Genomic DNA, 15,746 nt, shown 5'->3' on the forward strand with positions numbered 1-15,746 from the left:
GGAGGCCCCCGCCCGCCCGGCCGTCGGCCCGTCGGGGGCCCCGCGCCGCCTATTTCCGGGAACGGGCTGTGCGCGCCGCCGGGTTCCAGTTGAATAGGGGTCTGACGTGCGAAGACGTGCGGGGGTACGGGATGAGTCCTTCCAGCGGAACCGGGACCACTGTTCCCGGTGATCCGGGCGCGCCCGGGGGAGCCGTGCTGCTCGCCGCGCTGCTCGACGGCATGGACGCCGCACTGTGCGCGTTCGACGCGCACGGCACCATCACCCACTGGAACCGCGAAGCCGAACGGATCCTCGGATGGAGCGCGGCGGAGGCGGTGGGACGGCACGGCTTCGCCGGGTGGGCCGTGCGGACCGCGGACGCACAGGACGTGCGGAGGCGGCTGCTGGCCGCCATGGACGCGCCGGGCAGACAGGTCGACGAGTTCGCGCTGCTGCGCAAGGACGGCGGGCGCGTCCTCGTCAGGACCCAGTCGTCGGGGGTGCGCGGCGCGGACGGCAAGCCCGCCGGGGTGTACTGCGCGTTCAGCGAGGTGCACGCCCAGATCGATCTGGAGCGGTCCATCGCGCTCGGCGAGGCCCTCTTCGAGGACGCGTCCTGGGGTGTCGTCGCCGTCGACGTGGATCTGCGCCCGACCGTGGTCAACGCCTACGCGGCCCGGGCGCTGGGCGGCGGGCGCGCCTCGCTGCTGGGGCGCCCGCTGGGCGAGCTGGTCACGCAGGGCGTCGAGGAGCTGGAAGGAGCCCTGCACCACGTGCTCGCCGAAGGGGCGCCGCCCGCCCCGGCCGAGCTGTGGGTGACCCTGCGGGCCGGCGAGGGCGACCGGCGGCGCTGCTGGCGCAGCGGGTTCCTCCGGCTGTCCTCACCCCTCGCCGAGAAGCCGGTCCCCCTCGGGGTCGGCTGGCTGTTCCGGGACGTGACGGCGGCGAAGCTCGCGGAGCAGGAGGCGGACCTGGTGCGTTTCCGGTCCAGCCAGCTGCACCGGGCGGCGCGCCAGGCCGCCGAGTGCGAGGACCCGATGGAGGCGGCGACCTCGTCGCTGGACTACGCCCTGGCCGGGTTCGCCGACCACGTCGTGGTGGACCTGCTGGAGGGGGAGCGGCTCGTCCGGACCGCCGCGACGCCCTTCGACGCACCGGGCCCCTGCCTTCCGGTGTCGGGCGGCTCGATCCCGGTGGTGTACGGGGCGGGGCACCCCGCCGTGCAGGCGGTGGAGCGCACGGGCCCGGTCCGTGTCAGTGCCGGTCCCGGGGCGGACGACCGGTGGGCCGTGGAGCGGCGGTGGCCCCGTGACTCGGTGCACGCGCTGTGCGCGGTGCTGCGGAGCCGGGGCCGGACGCTCGGGGTGGTGACGTTCCTGCGGGCGGCGAACCGCAGCGCCTTCGGGCGCCCGGACGCCGTGTACGCGGAGAGCGTGGCGGTCCGGGTCGCCTCGGCCGTGGATCTGGCCCTGCTGACGGGTGGGGGCGGTACCCCGCCCTCCCCGCGGGGATGAGGCGAGAGCCGCCCCGCCCGGGAAATGGCCGCCCGTCCGCCCACCGGGGCGGCGCTGCGGGTGCCGGCGTGCCGACGGTGCCGGCCCACCGAAGGCCGGCGTCCCGAAGGTGCCGCTGGTGCCGGTTTCCCGCTAGTGCCGGTAGAAGATGCGGTCGCCGTACTCGCGCATCACGCGGCCGTTCCACTCGTGGCCGCCGTCCACGTTCCCCGACCGCAGCAGCGGCGGTTCGATCCCCCGGGTGACGAGCTCCTCCGCGGCGGTGGCCACCATCGCCTGCATCAACGCGCTGGTCACGACCGTCGAAGCGGGCGCGAACGGCGCCTCGACGCCCTCCGCGGTCAATTCCGCGTCCCCGATCGCGATCTTGCTGTCGACGACGATGTCGCAGTGGTCCCGCAGGAAGCCTCCCGAGGCGTGCCGGGAGCGTGTGCCCGCCGCGTACGCGACGGAGGTGACCCCGATGACCGTCAGGCCGAGCGCCCGGGCGTTCTGCGCCATCTCCACCGGCAGCGCGTTGCGCCCGGACAGGGAGATGATCACGAGGAGGTCGCCGGACGTGGCGGGGCTGGAGTCGAGAACGGCACCCGCCAGGCCGTTCACCCGCTCCAGGGCCGAGCCGAGCGTGGCGGGCATGACGTCGACGCCCACGGTGCCCGGTACCGCGAGCAGGTTCATCAGCGCCAAGCCGCCCGCGCGGTAGACGACGTCCTGGGCGGCGAGCGACGAGTGCCCGGCGCCGAAGGCGAAGAGCCGGCCGCCGGCGGCGACGGTGTCGGCGATCGCGGTGCCCGCGGCCGCGATGGATCCGGCCTCCTCGTCGCGCACACGCTCCAGCAGGCCGATCGCTGCGTCGAAGAACTGGCCGGCGAGCTTGCTGTCGCTCATCGAGGAGGCCTTTCCTGCGGAAGTGGGGGACCGTGTGCCGCGGATCACGTTGCGGTCTGGACCAGTGACCTGTCAATAGCGCTCCGGGGGCCCCGGGTGCCGGCCGCGACCCGGTGCGGCACGGTTGGCGGTGCCATGCGTCAGAATTGGTGCAGGGCCATCGCACGACGACTTCACGTCACAGCATCGAGGGGCACGAATGTCCGGACTGATCGACACGACGGAGATGTATCTCCGCACCATCCTCGAGCTCGAAGAGGAAGGCGTGGTCCCGATGCGCGCCCGGATCGCCGAACGGCTGGACCAGAGCGGTCCGACCGTCAGCCAGACGGTGGCGCGCATGGAGAGGGACGGGCTCGTCCAGGTCGCGGGCGACCGCCACCTCGAGCTGACCGACGAGGGGCGCCGCCTCGCCACCCGGGTCATGCGCAAGCACCGCCTCGCCGAGTGCCTGCTCGTCGACGTGATCGGTCTGGAGTGGGAGCAGGTCCACGCCGAGGCGTGCCGCTGGGAGCACGTGATGAGCGAGGCCGTGGAGCGCCGGGTGCTGGAGCTGCTGCGCCACCCGACGGAGTCTCCGTACGGCAACCCCATCCCGGGCCTGGACGAGCTGGGCGAGGAGGCGGAGTCCCACCCGTTCCTGGACGAGGGCATGGTGAGCCTGTCCGAACTCGATCCCGGCCCGGAGGGCAAGACGGTGGTGGTGCGCCGCATCGGTGAGCCGATCCAGACCGATGCCCAGCTGATGTACACCCTGCGGCGCGCGGGCGTGCAGCCCGGCTCGGTCGTCAGCGTGACCGAGTCGGCCGGCGGTGTGCTCGTCGGGTCCAGCGGCGAAGCGGCCGAGCTGGGCCCCGAAGTCGCCTCCCACGTCTTCGTCGCGAAGCGCTGAGCCGGGCGTCCCCTGGCGGGGGCCCGACGCGAGGGCGGTGCGGACTGCCGAATACCGGCCCTGACCAGCGCGGACGTCGTTTACGCGCCCTGTGGACGCCCTGTGTGAGCAGGGCGTCCACTGCGTTTGCGGGGCGCCGCACGGAGGTTGCAGTTGCAGACACCGGTGCAGATGCACGTGCAGAAGTGACCGGATACGGACCGCTTTCTGTTTTCCGTCCGGAATCGCAGCGCCCGGGCGAATCGCGTGCCAGGCTGTGGCCAGGCATATGACCTGAGGGCCGGCAGCGGCTGCCGCGCGGCCGGGGAGGGAGCGGGGAATGCGCCCGTCGCAGGGGCACGTGCGCCGCGGAGCGGGTGCCGGGTGCCCCGCCGCCCCTCCGGTCACGGACGCGGACCGGCCGACCGGCCCCGGAGCAAGGAGAAGGCCCCGGCACCTGAGGGTGCCGGGGCCGGTCCTCCCCTGCTCTGACCTGGAGCCCCGAGCTCTCGAAGTCAGTCCCTGCGGACCCCTGTCCCCGAGTGGTCCGCTCCCCGATGAAGATCTCCCCCCGGAGGCGGTCGTCAATCCTGAACGTCTGTCACTCGAACGTGGGGTGTTACGAGCCGGAACCCGGTTTTCGAATAAAGGTTCGATAGTCTGGCGGACGCGACTACGGGATGACCGAGAACCCGAAGGGGGTGCCCGAACCTATGGTGCGGCGCGTTGATGTGACCGGCTCCGACGGCGTCCGCCTCGCGGCCTGGGAGTTCGCCGATGTGCCGAAGGGGCGTACGCGGGCCGAGCGGGCGCCCGGCGTCCTACTGCTCCACGGGCTGATGGGCCGGGCCGCGCACTGGGCCTCTCCCGCCCGCTGGCTCTCCGAGCGGCACCGCCCGGTGGGGCTGGACCAGCGCGGCCACGGCCGCAGCGGGAAACCGGCCGACGGCCCCTACACCCGTGACGCGTACGTCTCCGACGTCGAGGCGGCGATCGAGCAGCTCGATCTCGCTCCCGTCACCCTCATCGGGCACTCGATGGGCGCGCTCACCGCCTGGCAGCTCGCCGCGAAGCGTCCAGACCTCGTCAAGGCGCTGGTCATCTGCGACATGCGGGCCTCCGCTCTGGGGGCGGCCTCGCAGCGGGAGTGGGAGGACTGGTTCGACTCGTGGCCCCTGCCCTTCGCCACGCTCGCCGAGGTGCGGAAGTGGTTCGGCGAGGACGATCCCTGGGTGGAGCGCCCCAACCCGTCCCGCGGTGAGTTCTTCGCCGAGGTGATGGCCGAGTCCGCCGACGGGTGGCGTCCCGTCTTCTCCCGTCGGCAGATGCTCGCGTCACGGGCCACCTGGGTCCACGACGCCCACTGGGACGAGCTCGCGCAGGTGCGGTGCCCCACGCTGGTCCTGCGCGGGATCGAGGGGGAGCTGGGCCGGGCCGAGGCGCAGGAGATGGTCCGCGTGCTGCCGCGCGGACAGTACGCCGAGGTCGCGGACGCCGGCCACCTCATCCACTACGACCAGCCGGAGGGCTGGCGCACGGCGGTGGAGCCGTTCCTGGAACAGCTCGCCGAGGACGTCCACGGCGACCGGGAGCCCGTCAGCCCCTGACCCGGAGGCTCCCGGCCGGGGTCCGGGCGGGACGCCGGGCAAGGGCCGGACGCCGGGCCCGGGCCGGGTGCCGGCGCCCTGCGCCCGGCCGTGTCCGCCGCCCGGCCGGCGGCTCAGCCCTTGCTGACGGCCGCGAGGATCTCCGGCAGCCGGTCCGCCGTGCGGGGCGCGGCCAGCCGCACCCCCGCCCAGCCGACGAGCGTCCCGTACACCGCTCCCACCGGAAGCAGCAGCCACAGCCAACCTTGGTGGTCCGCCACGTGGAGCCAGATCACCAGTCCGATCACGGGCGCGCTGATCAGCGCGGCGGCGACCATCCCGCCGAGGATGGAGACCCAGGCGAGCCCCGCCTGCCCCGGGGCCACGTTCTTGAACGCACCCTCCTGCGGGATCGAGTACGGGGTCAGCGCCGAGGCCATCGCCCCCGTCGCCAGCATCGCGCCGAGCAGGGCGAAGGACAGCCCCAGCGCCCCCGGCAGCCCGGACCAGTCACCGAGTACCGCCGCCGTCACCACGGTCACCAGCACCGTGTACGGGAGCGTGATCACCAGCAGGCCCAGCGCACGGGCACGCAGCTCCACGTAGGCGTCCCGGGTGGAGGAGATCGAGAGAGCCACCATCCAGAAGGCCGAGGTGTCCTGGCCGAACTGGTTGTACATCTGCATGCCGAGCATCCCGGTCGCGAACGACGCGATGTAGACCGACCCCGCCCCCTGCACGGCGTTGAGCACCGGCACGATCAGGCCGATCGCCAGCGCCGTCACCCAGGCCGCCTTGGTCTTCGGGTCCCGGGCGACGTAGCGCAGGCTCCGCTGCATCACCGTCCTCGTGCGTCCCTCGGGCAGCAGCGCCAGGAACCCGGAGCGTTCCGGTCCCGAGGCGCGTCCGCGGGCCGGGCCGGCGGCGGCGATCGTGGAGCCGTCCGGTGACGTCATCAGCTTCGTCAGGCTCCGCTGCCACAGCCACATCAGCGCCGCGAGGGCGAGCACCGCGAGCAGCAGCTGCCCCGCGGCCCTCCCGTACGCGCCGTCGGAGGCGGACGCCACCGCGCCGAGCGCCGACGACGGGGGCAGCCACCGCACCACGTCCGCGACCGGTTCGAGGGAGGAGAGCCCGCCCGCCCGGCCCAGGCGCTGGGCCCCGAAGTTCACGAACTGGATGCCCACCGCGATCACCAGTCCGCTGAGCACCGCGAGGTCGCGCCCCTTCCGCGAGCTGAGCAGCCGGATGTTGGCCGTGGCCACCGACCGGGCGAGCGCCAGGCAGATCAGCAGCGTCAGCGGCACGGCGATCACGCCCGCCACCACCGCGGCCGCACCGTGGGCCACCGCGATCACCGAGCCGAGGGCCAGGGCCAGCGTGAAGAGCGGGCCGATGCCTATCAGCGAGGCGACCAGCAGCGCCCCGATCAGCGGGCGGGGCCGCAGCGGCAGCATCACCAGCCGGCTCGGGTCCAGGGTCTCGTCGCCGCTGGGGAAGAACAGCGGCATCACCGCCCAGCCCAGCGCCACCACGGCGGTCAGCAGGATCACCAGGGTGCCCGCCTGTGCGTGGCCGCGCAGGGCGACCAGGCCGATCACCTGGCCCGCCGCGAACAGCAGGGTGACGACGAGGGAGGCCACGTAGGCGGCCCGCCGCCCGGACGACTGGCGTAGGCCGTTGCGCAGCAGGGTCAGCTTGAGCCGTACGAACACGGGGACGAGGCCCTGGCCCCGCACCGCCGGTACGGCGGCGTCCACGGGGGTGCCGAGCACCGTCATCGGGCACCGCCCAGCCAGTCCAGGGACTGCCCGGTGTCCCGGGTGTTCGCGCCGACCAGCTCCAGGAAGGCGTCCTGGAGCGAGGACGCCTCGCCGCGCACGTCGGCGAGCGTGCCGTGCGCACGGATACGGCCCGCGGCCATGACGGCCACCCAGTCGCAGAGGGACTCGACGAGCTCCATCACGTGGCTCGAGAAGACCACCGTCGCGCCGGACCGGGTGTAGCGCTCCAGGACACCCCGGATGGTCTGCGCGGACACCGGGTCCACACCCTCGAACGGCTCGTCCAGGAACAGGACTTCGGGATTGTGCAGCAGGGCCGCCGCCAGGCCGATCTTCTTGCGCATCCCGGTCGAGTAGTCCACGACCAGTTTGTGCTGGGCGCCGGCGAGGTCCAGGACGTCCAGCAGCTGGGTGGCCCGCTTGTCCACCTCGGCGCCCGGCAGACCCCGCAACCGCCCCGTGTAGGCGAGGAGTTCCCGGCCCGAGAGGCGCTCGAAGAGCCGCAGGCCCTCCGGGAGCACGCCGATCCGGGCCTTCACCTCGACCGGGTCGCGCCACACGTCGTGGCCACCGATCTCGATCCTGCCCATGTCCGGCCTGAGGAGCCCGGTCACCATGGAGAGCGTGGTTGTCTTCCCCGCGCCGTTGGGCCCCACCAGGCCGATGAACCTGCCCGCCGGCAGCTCGAGATCGATGCCGCCGACCGCGATCTGCTCCCCGAACCGCTTCCACAGCCCTCGTATCAGGACGGCGGGTGGCGGCGCCGGTGTCCCGCCGGTCTCGTCCGCTTCGCGCGTGTTGTCCGACTGGTCCGGCATGGCACTGCCTTTCGATATCCCCACGTGTGGGGACCACCCTACGAAACGCGGGCCCGGGCGTCGGCCGCCTCGCGTGCGCAGGCGTAGGCGAGCGGGCTGATCAGCTTCCGCGCGTCCGGCAGCCAGCGGTTGGCGTGGGTGGGGCGGCGGGCCCACTGGACGGCTCCGCGCCCGCCGACGCGGGTCGGGGGCGCCGCCACGTAGTGGCCCTCGCCCCGGCCGACCAGGTCGAGCGCCGCGGCGTCCCAGCCCAGCCGGCGGGCCAGGTCGCAGGACTTCGCGGCACCGCCGGGCAGGACGAAGAACACCATCCGGCGGTCCGGGGTGCGGATCACCGGACCCGGCGTGAGGTCCATCCGCTCCATCCGGGCCAAGGCCAGGAAACCCGCGGACTCCGGGACGTCGAGGGCGTCGAAGGCGCGGCCGGCCGGCAGGAGGACCGACGACCCGGGCTGCCCGGACCACATCCGCCGGGCGGCCGCGGCGCTGCCGGTCGCCCGGCCCGCCCAGTCGGGCCCGGTGGGGTGGGCGCCCGGGGCGGGGCAGTCGAGGTCCCCGCACGAGCAGCGTTCGCCCCCCTCCACCGCCTCGAGCCAGGTGCCGGGAACCACGTCCCAGTGCCGTTCCTCCGCATACCGCGCGGCCGCGCCCAGCAGTTGCTCACCCCGCTGCTGGGGGAACCGGGCGGCGTCCGTCACTCCGATGGGCTCTTCCACGACCGGCCCAACTCCTGGCGAAACCACGGGTTACGGGCGCACAGTGGGCCGTGGCGGTGGATCGGGTCCGCACACGGGGCGCACAGGTGCATGGACGGGGGCGCGCGTGCGGCACCGCCCCCGAGTCCGGGTAACCACTTGCAGGACTGTGCCAAGACGCTTGTCGCGGGGCGCTCCGACCCGCCGACTCCCGTCCCCGATACCGAATATGCGCATTTCTCGTGCAAGCGCCGGGCAGTGATCCCTCCACCGGTCACTGCGGTCCCAGGGGGAAACATGGCAGCCAGGCCTCTCGTCGCCCGCCAGCCGAACGAACGGCTCCAGACGCTCATCCAGGAGGCGGCCTGTTCCAACGCGGGTCTCGCCCGCCGCGTGAACATGGTCGGGACCGAGCGGGGACTCGACCTCCGTTACGACAAGACCTCCGTGGCCCGCTGGCTGCGCGGACAGCAACCACGCGGCAGGGCACCGGGGATCATCGCCGAGGCGCTGGGCCGCAAGCTCGGCCGTACGGTCACGATCGACGAGATCGGCATGGCCGACGGGAAGAACCTGGCCTCGGGAGTGGGCCTGCGGTTCGCCCCCACCGTGCTCGGAGCGATCGAACAGGTCTGCGAGCTCTGGCGCAGCGACGTGGGCCGCCGCGACCTCCTGGCGGGGTCGGCGGTCGCCGCCTCCGCCATGGTCGAGCCGAGCCGTGACTGGCTGATCACGGGCGCGGATCCGCAGGTGACGCGCACGGCGGGGGCCAGGGTCGGGATGCCGGACGTGGAGGCGGTGCGCGCGATGACCGCCGCGCTCGTCGACCTGGACCACCGGTTCGGCAGTGGCCACGTGCGGCCCGTCCTCGTGCACTACCTCAACAGCGTGGTGTCCGGGCTCCTCTCGGGTGCGTACCGGGAGTCGGTCGGCCGGGAGCTGTTCGGCGCGGTCGCCCGGCTCACCGAGCTCGCCGGTTACATGGCCGTCGACACGGGCCAGCCCGGTCTCGCCCAGCGGTACTACATCCAGGCCCTGCGCCTGGCCCAGGCCGCGGGGGACCGGGCGTACGGCGGGTACGTACTCGCCGCGTCCATGAGCCACCTCGCCGCGCAGCTCGGCAACCCGCGGGAGATCGCCCAGCTGGCCCGGGCGGCGCAGGAGGGCACCCGGGGGCGGGTGACCCCGCGTGCCGAGGCCATGTTCCACGCGGCCGAGGCCCGGGGGCACGCCCTGATGGGAGACGACCGCACCTTCCAGGTGGTGGCCGCCCGGGCGTCGGCGGCCCTGGACCGGAGCGATCCGGAGAGCGGGGACGACCCGGCGTGGATCGCCCACTTCGACGCCGGTTACCTCGCGGACGAACTCGCGCACTGCCACCGGGATTTGGGGCAGGCGGAGCCGGCCGCGCGGCGGGCCGGGGAGGCGCTGGCCGCCCTGCCGGCGTCGCGTACCCGCCGCCGGGGCATCGGCCTGGTGCTGCTGGCCACGGCGCAGCTGCAACGGCGCGAGGTGGAGGAGGCGTGCCACACGGGCCTGCGGGCCGTGGAGTTGCTGGGCACGGTGCGCTCCAGCCGGGGTGCCGAGTACCTCGACGACCTCCAGCAGCGGCTGGCGCCGTACGGGGACGAGCCCGCGGTCCGCGAGTTCGGTGCCCGGCTGGAACTGGCGGCCGCCTGACCTGGGAGAGGGCGGCCGGACCGGGTCCGGCGCCGCAGGGGTGCCCGGTGCCGTCCGCGGTGTGAAGGGTGGGTGAGTGCTCATGGGCGCTTGGCACGGGGCGGCGGCCACCCGATAGCGTGAGCCGACGATTCCGTTGGCTGACACGTAGGAGTCCCGGTGACGCAGAGCGGACAGGGTGACGAGCAGCAGCTCCCTGCTGTACGGCCCGCGCACGAAGGTGTCGTGCTGCCCGCGGAGGGTGGTGCCTGGGCCCCGGACGGGCCCGCGGGGGGCCCGCCGCCCGACGGAGCCGTCCCCGCGGGCGGACAGCCGTGGAGCGAGCCCTGGGGGCCGCAGGCCGCCCGGCCGGCCGGCCCGCCACCGGGACAACTGCCCCCCGAGCAGCCCCTGCCCGGCCCGTACGCGCCGCAGCCCGGGGCGTACGAGGCGCCGGGGCAGTCCTACGCCCCGCAGCAGCAGCCGTACCCGCCGCAGCAGTCTCACGGCCCGCACCAGTCGTACGCGCCGCAGCAGGACCCCTACCAGCAGGCCTACGCGTCGCAGCAGGACCCGTACCAGCAGGACCCGTACGGGCAGCGGTTCCAGCGACCCGGGCCTGCGCAGCACCAGCAGTACGGGCAGCCGCTGCCGCCCGAGGCCACCCCCGGCGGGGTGCCGGGCGGGGACGCCGACGCCACGCAGTACATCGCTCCCGTCCCCGGTGGCCAGGGGCCCGGCGGCCTGCCGCCCGGGAGCCGGGCGGAGTCCGGCGGGCACCAGGGCGGGCCCGGCCCGGCGGGTGACGCCGACGCGACCCAGCACATACCGCCGGTGCCGGGTGGCGCCCCGTACGGCATCCGGCCGGGCACCCCGGGCGACCGGCAGCCCCCCGCGGAGTTCGACAGCCTCTTCCGCGACGCGGAACCAGCGGGCGCCACCCAGCAGATGCCCCGCTTCGGCGCCGGTCCCCAGCAGCCGCCGCAGGGCCGGCCGCCGCAGCAGTCGCACCCCGGCGCGCACGGCCGGCCGCAGCCCGCTCCCCAGCCCTACCGGGCGGGGCCGCAGGGCCCGCACGGCGAGCAGGATCCCGGGGACCTCGGGCGGGAACCGCAGCGCCGCCGGTCCGCGCACATCCCGCTGATCGCCGCCGTCGTCGTCGGCTGCGCCGTCATCGGCCTCGGTGCCGGCGCGCTGCTCAGCGGCGGCGACGACACCTCCGGAGACGACAAGCAGCCGGTGGCCTCCCAGAGTTCGCCCGGCGCCGACCCCACCGCCCAGGCGCCGGCCGACCCCGCGAAGCCGCAGGCGGAGGCGCTCGACAAGCTGCTCGCCGACAGTAACAACAGCCGTGCGGCGGTGATCGGCGCCGTGGAGAAGATCAAGGGCTGTACGGCGCTCGACCAGGCGGCCGCCGATCTGGCGGGCGCCGCCACGCAGCGCCGCGAACTGGTGACCCGGCTGGAGGGGATCGCGGTGGACCGGCTCCCCGGCAACGCGGAGCTGAAGTCCTCGCTGACGAAGGCCTGGCACGCGTCGGCCGAGGCCGACGACCACTACGCGGCGTGGGCGAGGCAGGCCAAGAACGGCAAGAAGGTGTGCAAGGGAGGCAAGGCGCGGTCGACGGACGAGACGGCCAGGGCGGAGGCGTCGAGCGGTGAGGCCACCCGGTCGAAGCAGCAGGCCTCGGGCCTCTGGAACTCGATCGCGGAGAAGTACGGGCTGACGAGGAGGACCCCCCAGCAGCTCTGAGCCCGGCGGCCCGAAGGACTCCGGCGCGGTGGCCCGCGTCCGGAGGCCTCAGTGGAGACCGTGCCCCCGGAGCCGTGTCCGGGCGCCCACGAGCGGCGGACGCCACGATCGGCAGACCTCTTCCGGGCCCCGGGCCCCGTTCGGGGCGGAGGCCCCCGCCGCCGTGGTCCGGCGCCCGGTCGCGACCCGGGTGTCAGCGCCCGCGGCGGGCGTCCACCAGCGTCTCCGTGACGTCCACGAACCCCTTCCTCTCGGCGACCAGCCGCCCCCGGCGCACCACCTGGAACGTGACCTGCCCGTTGACGATGCGCGAGTACGCGGCCGTGCCGACCATGTCCTTGAAGCGCCAGCGCAGGACGGGTGTGAGTCCGCCGGTGTCCACCTCGGTGCCGCGGTTGAGGCTGACGCTGATCCCGCCGGCGGTGATCTCCGGCCGGTCCATCGCCTCGACGACCGCCTTGAGCGCCGTGTACGCGATCCAGGTGGTCTGCACACCGGTGTCCTGCGGGTCGATCCGGTTGTCACCGAACGCGAAGTCGCCGATCACCCGGCGCATGGGCGCCCAGCGGGCGTCCCCGGGTTCCGGGTACCAGCCGGTGACGTAGGCCCCCTCGAAGGGGCTGTTCCGCCCGCCCGTGCGGTCGATCAGCGGCTGCCCGATGCTGCCGAGCACGGACGAGACGCGTACCCGGCCACCCTCCGGTTCGAGGCGGCGGAACGAGTCGAAGAACGTCTCCGTCCCCCCGCCGAGCACGGCCGTCACGCAGCCGTCGGCCGCGTGGCCGAGCGCCTCGGCCGCCTGGGCGTCGTACGAGGTGGCCCCCTCCTGCGCCCTGATGTCGTGGGAGGAGGGGAGGCCGGCCCGGGTGAGGCTGCTGTCCAGCAGGCCGGGCATGCTGTCGCCGACCAGCGAGTCGGGCCGGACGAGGGAGACCCGGTCGCACCGCGCGGCCAGCTGCTCACCGTTGCCGGCGACGAGCGCCGGCTGCCCGCCGTTGACGGGGTAGGAGAGATAGCTGGTGAACTCGTCGGCCGAGGCGCCGTAGCCCCCGATGTACGGGATGCCGGCCGCTTCCAGCGGGGCAAGGAAGGCCCGCCCGTGCCGGCTGTAGGAGCCGACGACGGCCGCCGCGTCCGCGTCGACGGCCCGGCGGGCGCACCGCGACGCGCCGGTCGCGGTGTCGCCCTCGTCGCAGGTGAGCACCCGCAGCTCGTGCCCGTCGATCCCGCCCCGCTCGTTGACCCAGGCGGCGAAGGTCCGCGCCATGGCCGGTATGCCCGCCCTGTTCACCGCTTCGGCGCCGGACGCGCCGGGGGCCCAGGTCATGACGGTGACGGGCTCCCTGGCATCCCCCGGCGTCCCGGGCAGGACGCCGCACCCGGCCAGCAGCGCGCCGGCCACCGCCGCGCATGTCGGCAGCCTGAGAGTGCGGGGGGAGCTGAGGCGTCGCCATCCGGTCATGAGCATGGACCTTCGCGCGTCACCCGTAACGCCGAGGTGCGTCCCCCTCGACACCCGGTGACGCACGGGTGAATTCCGGGGGGCCGTGCGTCACCGCCGGACGGGAACGTACGATCGACGATCGTGCAGCAAGGTTCGGAGAACTCTTCCCGTCGCGGCCGTCGCTCCTCCACCATGGGCGGCATGCCGCTCAACGACATGCCGTGGTGGCGCTGGCGCAGCAACGTGCGCTCGGCGCTGCACATGCTCTCCGACCCCGTCTTCCACCAGCAGTGCTGGCTGCCCGGCCAGGAAGGGTACGGTGACGTCACCGACGCCGTGTACCGCCTGGTCGAGGACACCTGGCTGGACAACTGGTCCGCCGAGAAGTACGTGGGCACGATCTTCCGGGACTCCGCCGAGGCCGCCCTCGTGGACGTCGCCGCCCTGCGGGTGCTGCGCATCATGCACCAGGTCGGCGCGGACGCACCCGTCTCCGCCTACCTGGAACACCCGGGCTGGCCGGAGGCCGTCCTGGCCGCACGCGAGGCCCACGTGACGCTCGCGGGCAACGACGGCGAGGACCCCGACATCCCGCCGCGTTCCCTGGACGTGCTCCGCATGATGACCGGTTCGGCCTGACCCGCGGGTGGTGTGGCACCCTACGGGGATGACCGCGCCGCAGCCTGCCGAACCCGTTCCCGCCGCTGCCTCGGACGCCGCCGCCGAGCAGTACGTCCTCACGCTCTCGTGCCCCGACAAACAGGGCATCGTGCACGCCGTGTCGAGTTACCTCTTCATGACCGGCTGCAACATCGAGGACAGCCAGCAGTTCGGTGACCACGACACCGGTCTCTTCTTCATGCGCGTCCACTTCTCGGCCGGCTCCACGGTGGACCTGGACAAGCTGCGGGCCAGTTTCGCCGCCATCGGGGACGCGTTCCGGATGGACTGGCAGATGCACCGTGTCGCGGACCGGATGCGGGTCGTGCTGATGGTGAGCAAGTTCGGGCACTGCCTCAACGACCTGCTCTTCCGGTCCGGCATCGGCGCGCTGCCCGTCGAGATCGTGGCCGTCGTCTCCAACCACACGGACTTCGCCGAGCTCGTCGCCTCGTACGGCATCCCTTTCCGGCACATCCCGGTCACCCGGGAGAACAAGCCGGAGGCGGAGGCGCGGCTGCTGGAGCTGGTGCGCGCGGAGAACGTCGAACTGGTGGTGCTCGCCCGCTACATGCAGGTGCTGTCGGACGACCTGTGCAAGCAGCTGAGCGGCCGGATCATCAACATCCACCACTCCTTCCTGCCGAGCTTCAAGGGTGCGAAGCCCTACCACCAGGCCCATGCGCGCGGTGTGAAGCTGATCGGCGCGACCGCGCACTACGTGACGGCCGATCTCGACGAGGGGCCGATCATCGAGCAGGAGGTCGAGCGCGTCGGCCACGGCGTCACCCCCGACCAGCTAGTCGCCGTCGGCCGCGACGTCGAGTGCCAGGCCCTGGCGCGCGCGGTGAAGTGGCACGCGGAGCGGCGCATCCTGCTCAACGGCCGTCGCACGGTGGTCTTCGCGTAGGGCGCGCACCGGGCCGGCGCCGGCGGGCCGCGCGCGCGGGCCGCGTACTCGCCGGCCTCGTGGTCACAGTCTGCTGAGGGACGCGGCGGCGAAGAGCACGTCGCGGATGGCCTCGCGGTCGCCCTCCTGCCCGGCCGCCGCCTCCTCCGGCGGGACGTGCCCGGCGACGAGCCGGCAGAACTCCACGCCGTCGAGCGCCACCTGCGCCACCGCGTGACCCGGGGAGCCCACGGCGGCCGGCGAGTCCAGCGGGACGTACCAGTCGCCGCCGCCGCGTCCCTCGATCTCCAGGTGCAGCGAGCGCCCCGGGGAGCCGGCCGTCGCCAGTTCCCGGGCCGGTGCGGCCAGGCCCGTGCGGCGGCGCCCGGCGAGGGTGGCGGGCAGCAGCCGGGCCGCCAGGTCGATCATCCCGTGCAGGTGGGCGGCGGCCGGCGGCTCGTACGGGTAGTGCACGGCGTCCGCGATGTCGCCGCCGTGGACCCAGCACTCGAAGGCCCGCTCCAGGAGCGCGTCCCGCAGCGGCAGGGCGAAGTCCCCGTACGGTACCGAGAGCTCCGCCACCCCGCGGCCGGCGAACGAGACCGTGCGCACGAGCGTGTGGCTCTGGTCGCGCCACGGGTCCCGGACGGCCCTGGTGGGCGGCCGGGTACGGGCCGCCCACCAGCTCTCGGTGCGCGAGGTCGGAGTCGGCGGCTTGTCACCGCTCCCCAGCGGGTCGTCCAGGCCGAGGGCCGCGGAGACCAGGCCGTCGACGGTCATGAGGTGCCCGATCACTCCGGCCACCGTCGTCCTGCGGCCGACCGGTCGCTCGCCCTCGAACCACTTCAGCCGGACCGGAGCGTGCCACTCGGAGTCCCTGATGTCCCGCAGCAGCGCGTCCAGCCTGGCGGTCTCGGCGTCGTACGGAGCGGCCCAGGACGGCACGGGGACGCGCGCCGGCCGGCGGCCCAGGCAGGTCTCCAGCACCCGGGCCCGCAGCATCGGGTCCAGATCCAGGCTGCCGTCGGTGTGCAGCAGCCCCACCGCGTCCCGCAGCCGCAGCGCCTCGTCGGCGCACGGGGCGCAGGAGGTCAGGTGCTCCTCGACCGCCGCCGTCTCCTCGGTGGAGCAGGCGGCCAGCGCCCAGGCACCGAGGAGGGAGGCGAGGACCGTGTGGGGCAGGGCCGCGACCGGCTCACGGGCC

13 protein-coding genes are annotated in these 15,746 nt (G+C 74.1%); 7 read left to right on the top strand and 6 right to left on the bottom strand.

The features are described from left to right. Positions 1–131: 131 nt before the first annotated feature. Positions 132–1,496 (top strand): PAS domain-containing protein, encoded by a 1,365-nt coding sequence (locus tag ABZ371_RS06165; RefSeq protein ID WP_358674187.1) that lies wholly within the window; start codon positions 132–134, stop codon positions 1,494–1,496. A 132-nt stretch (positions 1,497–1,628) separates the two neighbouring features. Here ABZ371_RS06165 and ABZ371_RS06170 read toward each other — a convergent pair whose 3' ends face one another. Then, positions 1,629–2,384 carry an SIS domain-containing protein gene (locus tag ABZ371_RS06170; protein ID WP_358674190.1) on the bottom strand — a complete coding sequence of 252 codons (756 nt, stop codon included), beginning with the start codon at positions 2,382–2,384 and terminating at the stop codon, positions 1,629–1,631. 199 nt (positions 2,385–2,583) lie between these two features. Between ABZ371_RS06170 and ABZ371_RS06175 the strand changes: the two genes are divergently transcribed. Both ABZ371_RS06175 and ABZ371_RS06180 read left to right on the top strand, forming a co-directional pair. Then, a complete protein-coding gene (locus tag ABZ371_RS06175) occupies positions 2,584–3,276 on the top strand; it encodes a metal-dependent transcriptional regulator (protein WP_358674193.1) in 693 nt (230 codons plus the stop codon). A gap of 692 nt (positions 3,277–3,968) precedes the next feature. Beyond that, positions 3,969–4,862, top strand: a complete 894-nt coding sequence (locus ABZ371_RS06180) for an alpha/beta hydrolase (RefSeq protein WP_358674225.1) — start codon at positions 3,969–3,971, stop codon at positions 4,860–4,862. Positions 4,863–4,975: 113 nt separating this feature from the next. On the opposite strand, the gene ABZ371_RS06185 is transcribed toward ABZ371_RS06180, so the two are convergent. The 3 genes from ABZ371_RS06185 to ABZ371_RS06195 are packed head-to-tail and all read right to left on the bottom strand — an operon-like array spanning position 4,976 to position 8,159. Beyond that, positions 4,976–6,622: a transporter gene (locus ABZ371_RS06185; RefSeq protein WP_358674196.1), complete on the bottom strand. Its 1,647-nt coding sequence runs from the start codon at positions 6,620–6,622 to the stop codon at positions 4,976–4,978. Further along, positions 6,619–7,443, bottom strand: a complete 825-nt coding sequence (locus ABZ371_RS06190) for an ABC transporter ATP-binding protein (RefSeq protein WP_358674199.1) — start codon at positions 7,441–7,443, stop codon at positions 6,619–6,621. The genes ABZ371_RS06185 and ABZ371_RS06190 overlap by 4 nt, the downstream gene beginning before the upstream one ends. 38 nt (positions 7,444–7,481) lie before the next feature. Next, complete coding sequence (locus tag ABZ371_RS06195) at positions 7,482–8,159, bottom strand: bifunctional DNA primase/polymerase (RefSeq protein ID WP_358674202.1); 678 nt, start codon at positions 8,157–8,159, stop codon at positions 7,482–7,484. Between the two features lie 276 nt (positions 8,160–8,435). On the opposite strand from ABZ371_RS06195, the gene ABZ371_RS06200 reads away from it, so the two are divergent. Together ABZ371_RS06200 and ABZ371_RS06205 are read left to right on the top strand one after the other, a co-directional pair. Next, the gene (locus tag ABZ371_RS06200) at positions 8,436–9,818 is read left to right on the top strand and encodes a transcriptional regulator (protein ID WP_358674205.1); all 1,383 of its coding nucleotides are present in this window, start codon (positions 8,436–8,438) and stop codon (positions 9,816–9,818) included. A gap of 159 nt (positions 9,819–9,977) precedes the next feature. After that, positions 9,978–11,549, top strand: a complete 1,572-nt coding sequence (locus tag ABZ371_RS06205; protein WP_358674208.1) for a hypothetical protein — start codon at positions 9,978–9,980, stop codon at positions 11,547–11,549. A 193-nt stretch (positions 11,550–11,742) separates the two neighbouring features. On the opposite strand, the gene ABZ371_RS06210 is transcribed toward ABZ371_RS06205, so the two are convergent. After that, positions 11,743–13,011, bottom strand: a complete 1,269-nt coding sequence (locus ABZ371_RS06210; RefSeq protein WP_358674211.1) for an ABC transporter substrate-binding protein — start codon at positions 13,009–13,011, stop codon at positions 11,743–11,745. Positions 13,012–13,185: 174 nt separating this feature from the next. Here ABZ371_RS06210 and ABZ371_RS06215 point away from each other — a divergent pair, with 174 nt between their 5' ends. After that, positions 13,186–13,632, top strand: coding sequence for a hypothetical protein (locus ABZ371_RS06215; protein ID WP_358674228.1), 447 nt, complete (start codon positions 13,186–13,188; stop codon positions 13,630–13,632). A 28-nt stretch (positions 13,633–13,660) separates the two neighbouring features. Next, on the top strand, positions 13,661–14,563 hold the full coding sequence (purU, locus tag ABZ371_RS06220) for a formyltetrahydrofolate deformylase (protein ID WP_358674214.1): 903 nt from the start codon (positions 13,661–13,663) through the stop codon (positions 14,561–14,563). 63 nt (positions 14,564–14,626) lie between these two features. Here purU and ABZ371_RS06225 read toward each other — a convergent pair. Continuing rightward, positions 14,627–15,746, bottom strand: a 1,120-nt coding sequence (locus ABZ371_RS06225; protein WP_358674217.1) for a maleylpyruvate isomerase N-terminal domain-containing protein, incomplete at its 5' end; no start/stop codon positions are given.

It is taken from the genome of Streptomyces sp. NPDC005899, from assembly GCF_040629645.1.
In the GTDB taxonomy this organism is placed as follows: domain Bacteria; phylum Actinomycetota; class Actinomycetes; order Streptomycetales; family Streptomycetaceae; genus Streptomyces.

Coding starts and splice junctions, on each gene's coding strand:
- ABZ371_RS06215 (WP_358674228.1), top strand. CDS start 13,186: ATGGGCGGCATGCCGCTCAACGACATGCCGTGGTGGCGCTGGCGCAGC.
- purU (WP_358674214.1), top strand. CDS start 13,661: ATGACCGCGCCGCAGCCTGCCGAACCCGTTCCCGCCGCTGCCTCGGAC.
- ABZ371_RS06180 (WP_358674225.1), top strand. CDS start 3,969: ATGGTGCGGCGCGTTGATGTGACCGGCTCCGACGGCGTCCGCCTCGCG.
- ABZ371_RS06165 (WP_358674187.1), top strand. CDS start 132: ATGAGTCCTTCCAGCGGAACCGGGACCACTGTTCCCGGTGATCCGGGC.
- ABZ371_RS06210 (WP_358674211.1), bottom strand. CDS start 13,011: ATGACCGGATGGCGACGCCTCAGCTCCCCCCGCACTCTCAGGCTGCCG.
- ABZ371_RS06190 (WP_358674199.1), bottom strand. CDS start 7,443: ATGCCGGACCAGTCGGACAACACGCGCGAAGCGGACGAGACCGGCGGG.
- ABZ371_RS06175 (WP_358674193.1), top strand. CDS start 2,584: ATGTCCGGACTGATCGACACGACGGAGATGTATCTCCGCACCATCCTC.
- ABZ371_RS06170 (WP_358674190.1), bottom strand. CDS start 2,384: ATGAGCGACAGCAAGCTCGCCGGCCAGTTCTTCGACGCAGCGATCGGC.
- ABZ371_RS06200 (WP_358674205.1), top strand. CDS start 8,436: ATGGCAGCCAGGCCTCTCGTCGCCCGCCAGCCGAACGAACGGCTCCAG.
- ABZ371_RS06185 (WP_358674196.1), bottom strand. CDS start 6,622: ATGACGGTGCTCGGCACCCCCGTGGACGCCGCCGTACCGGCGGTGCGG.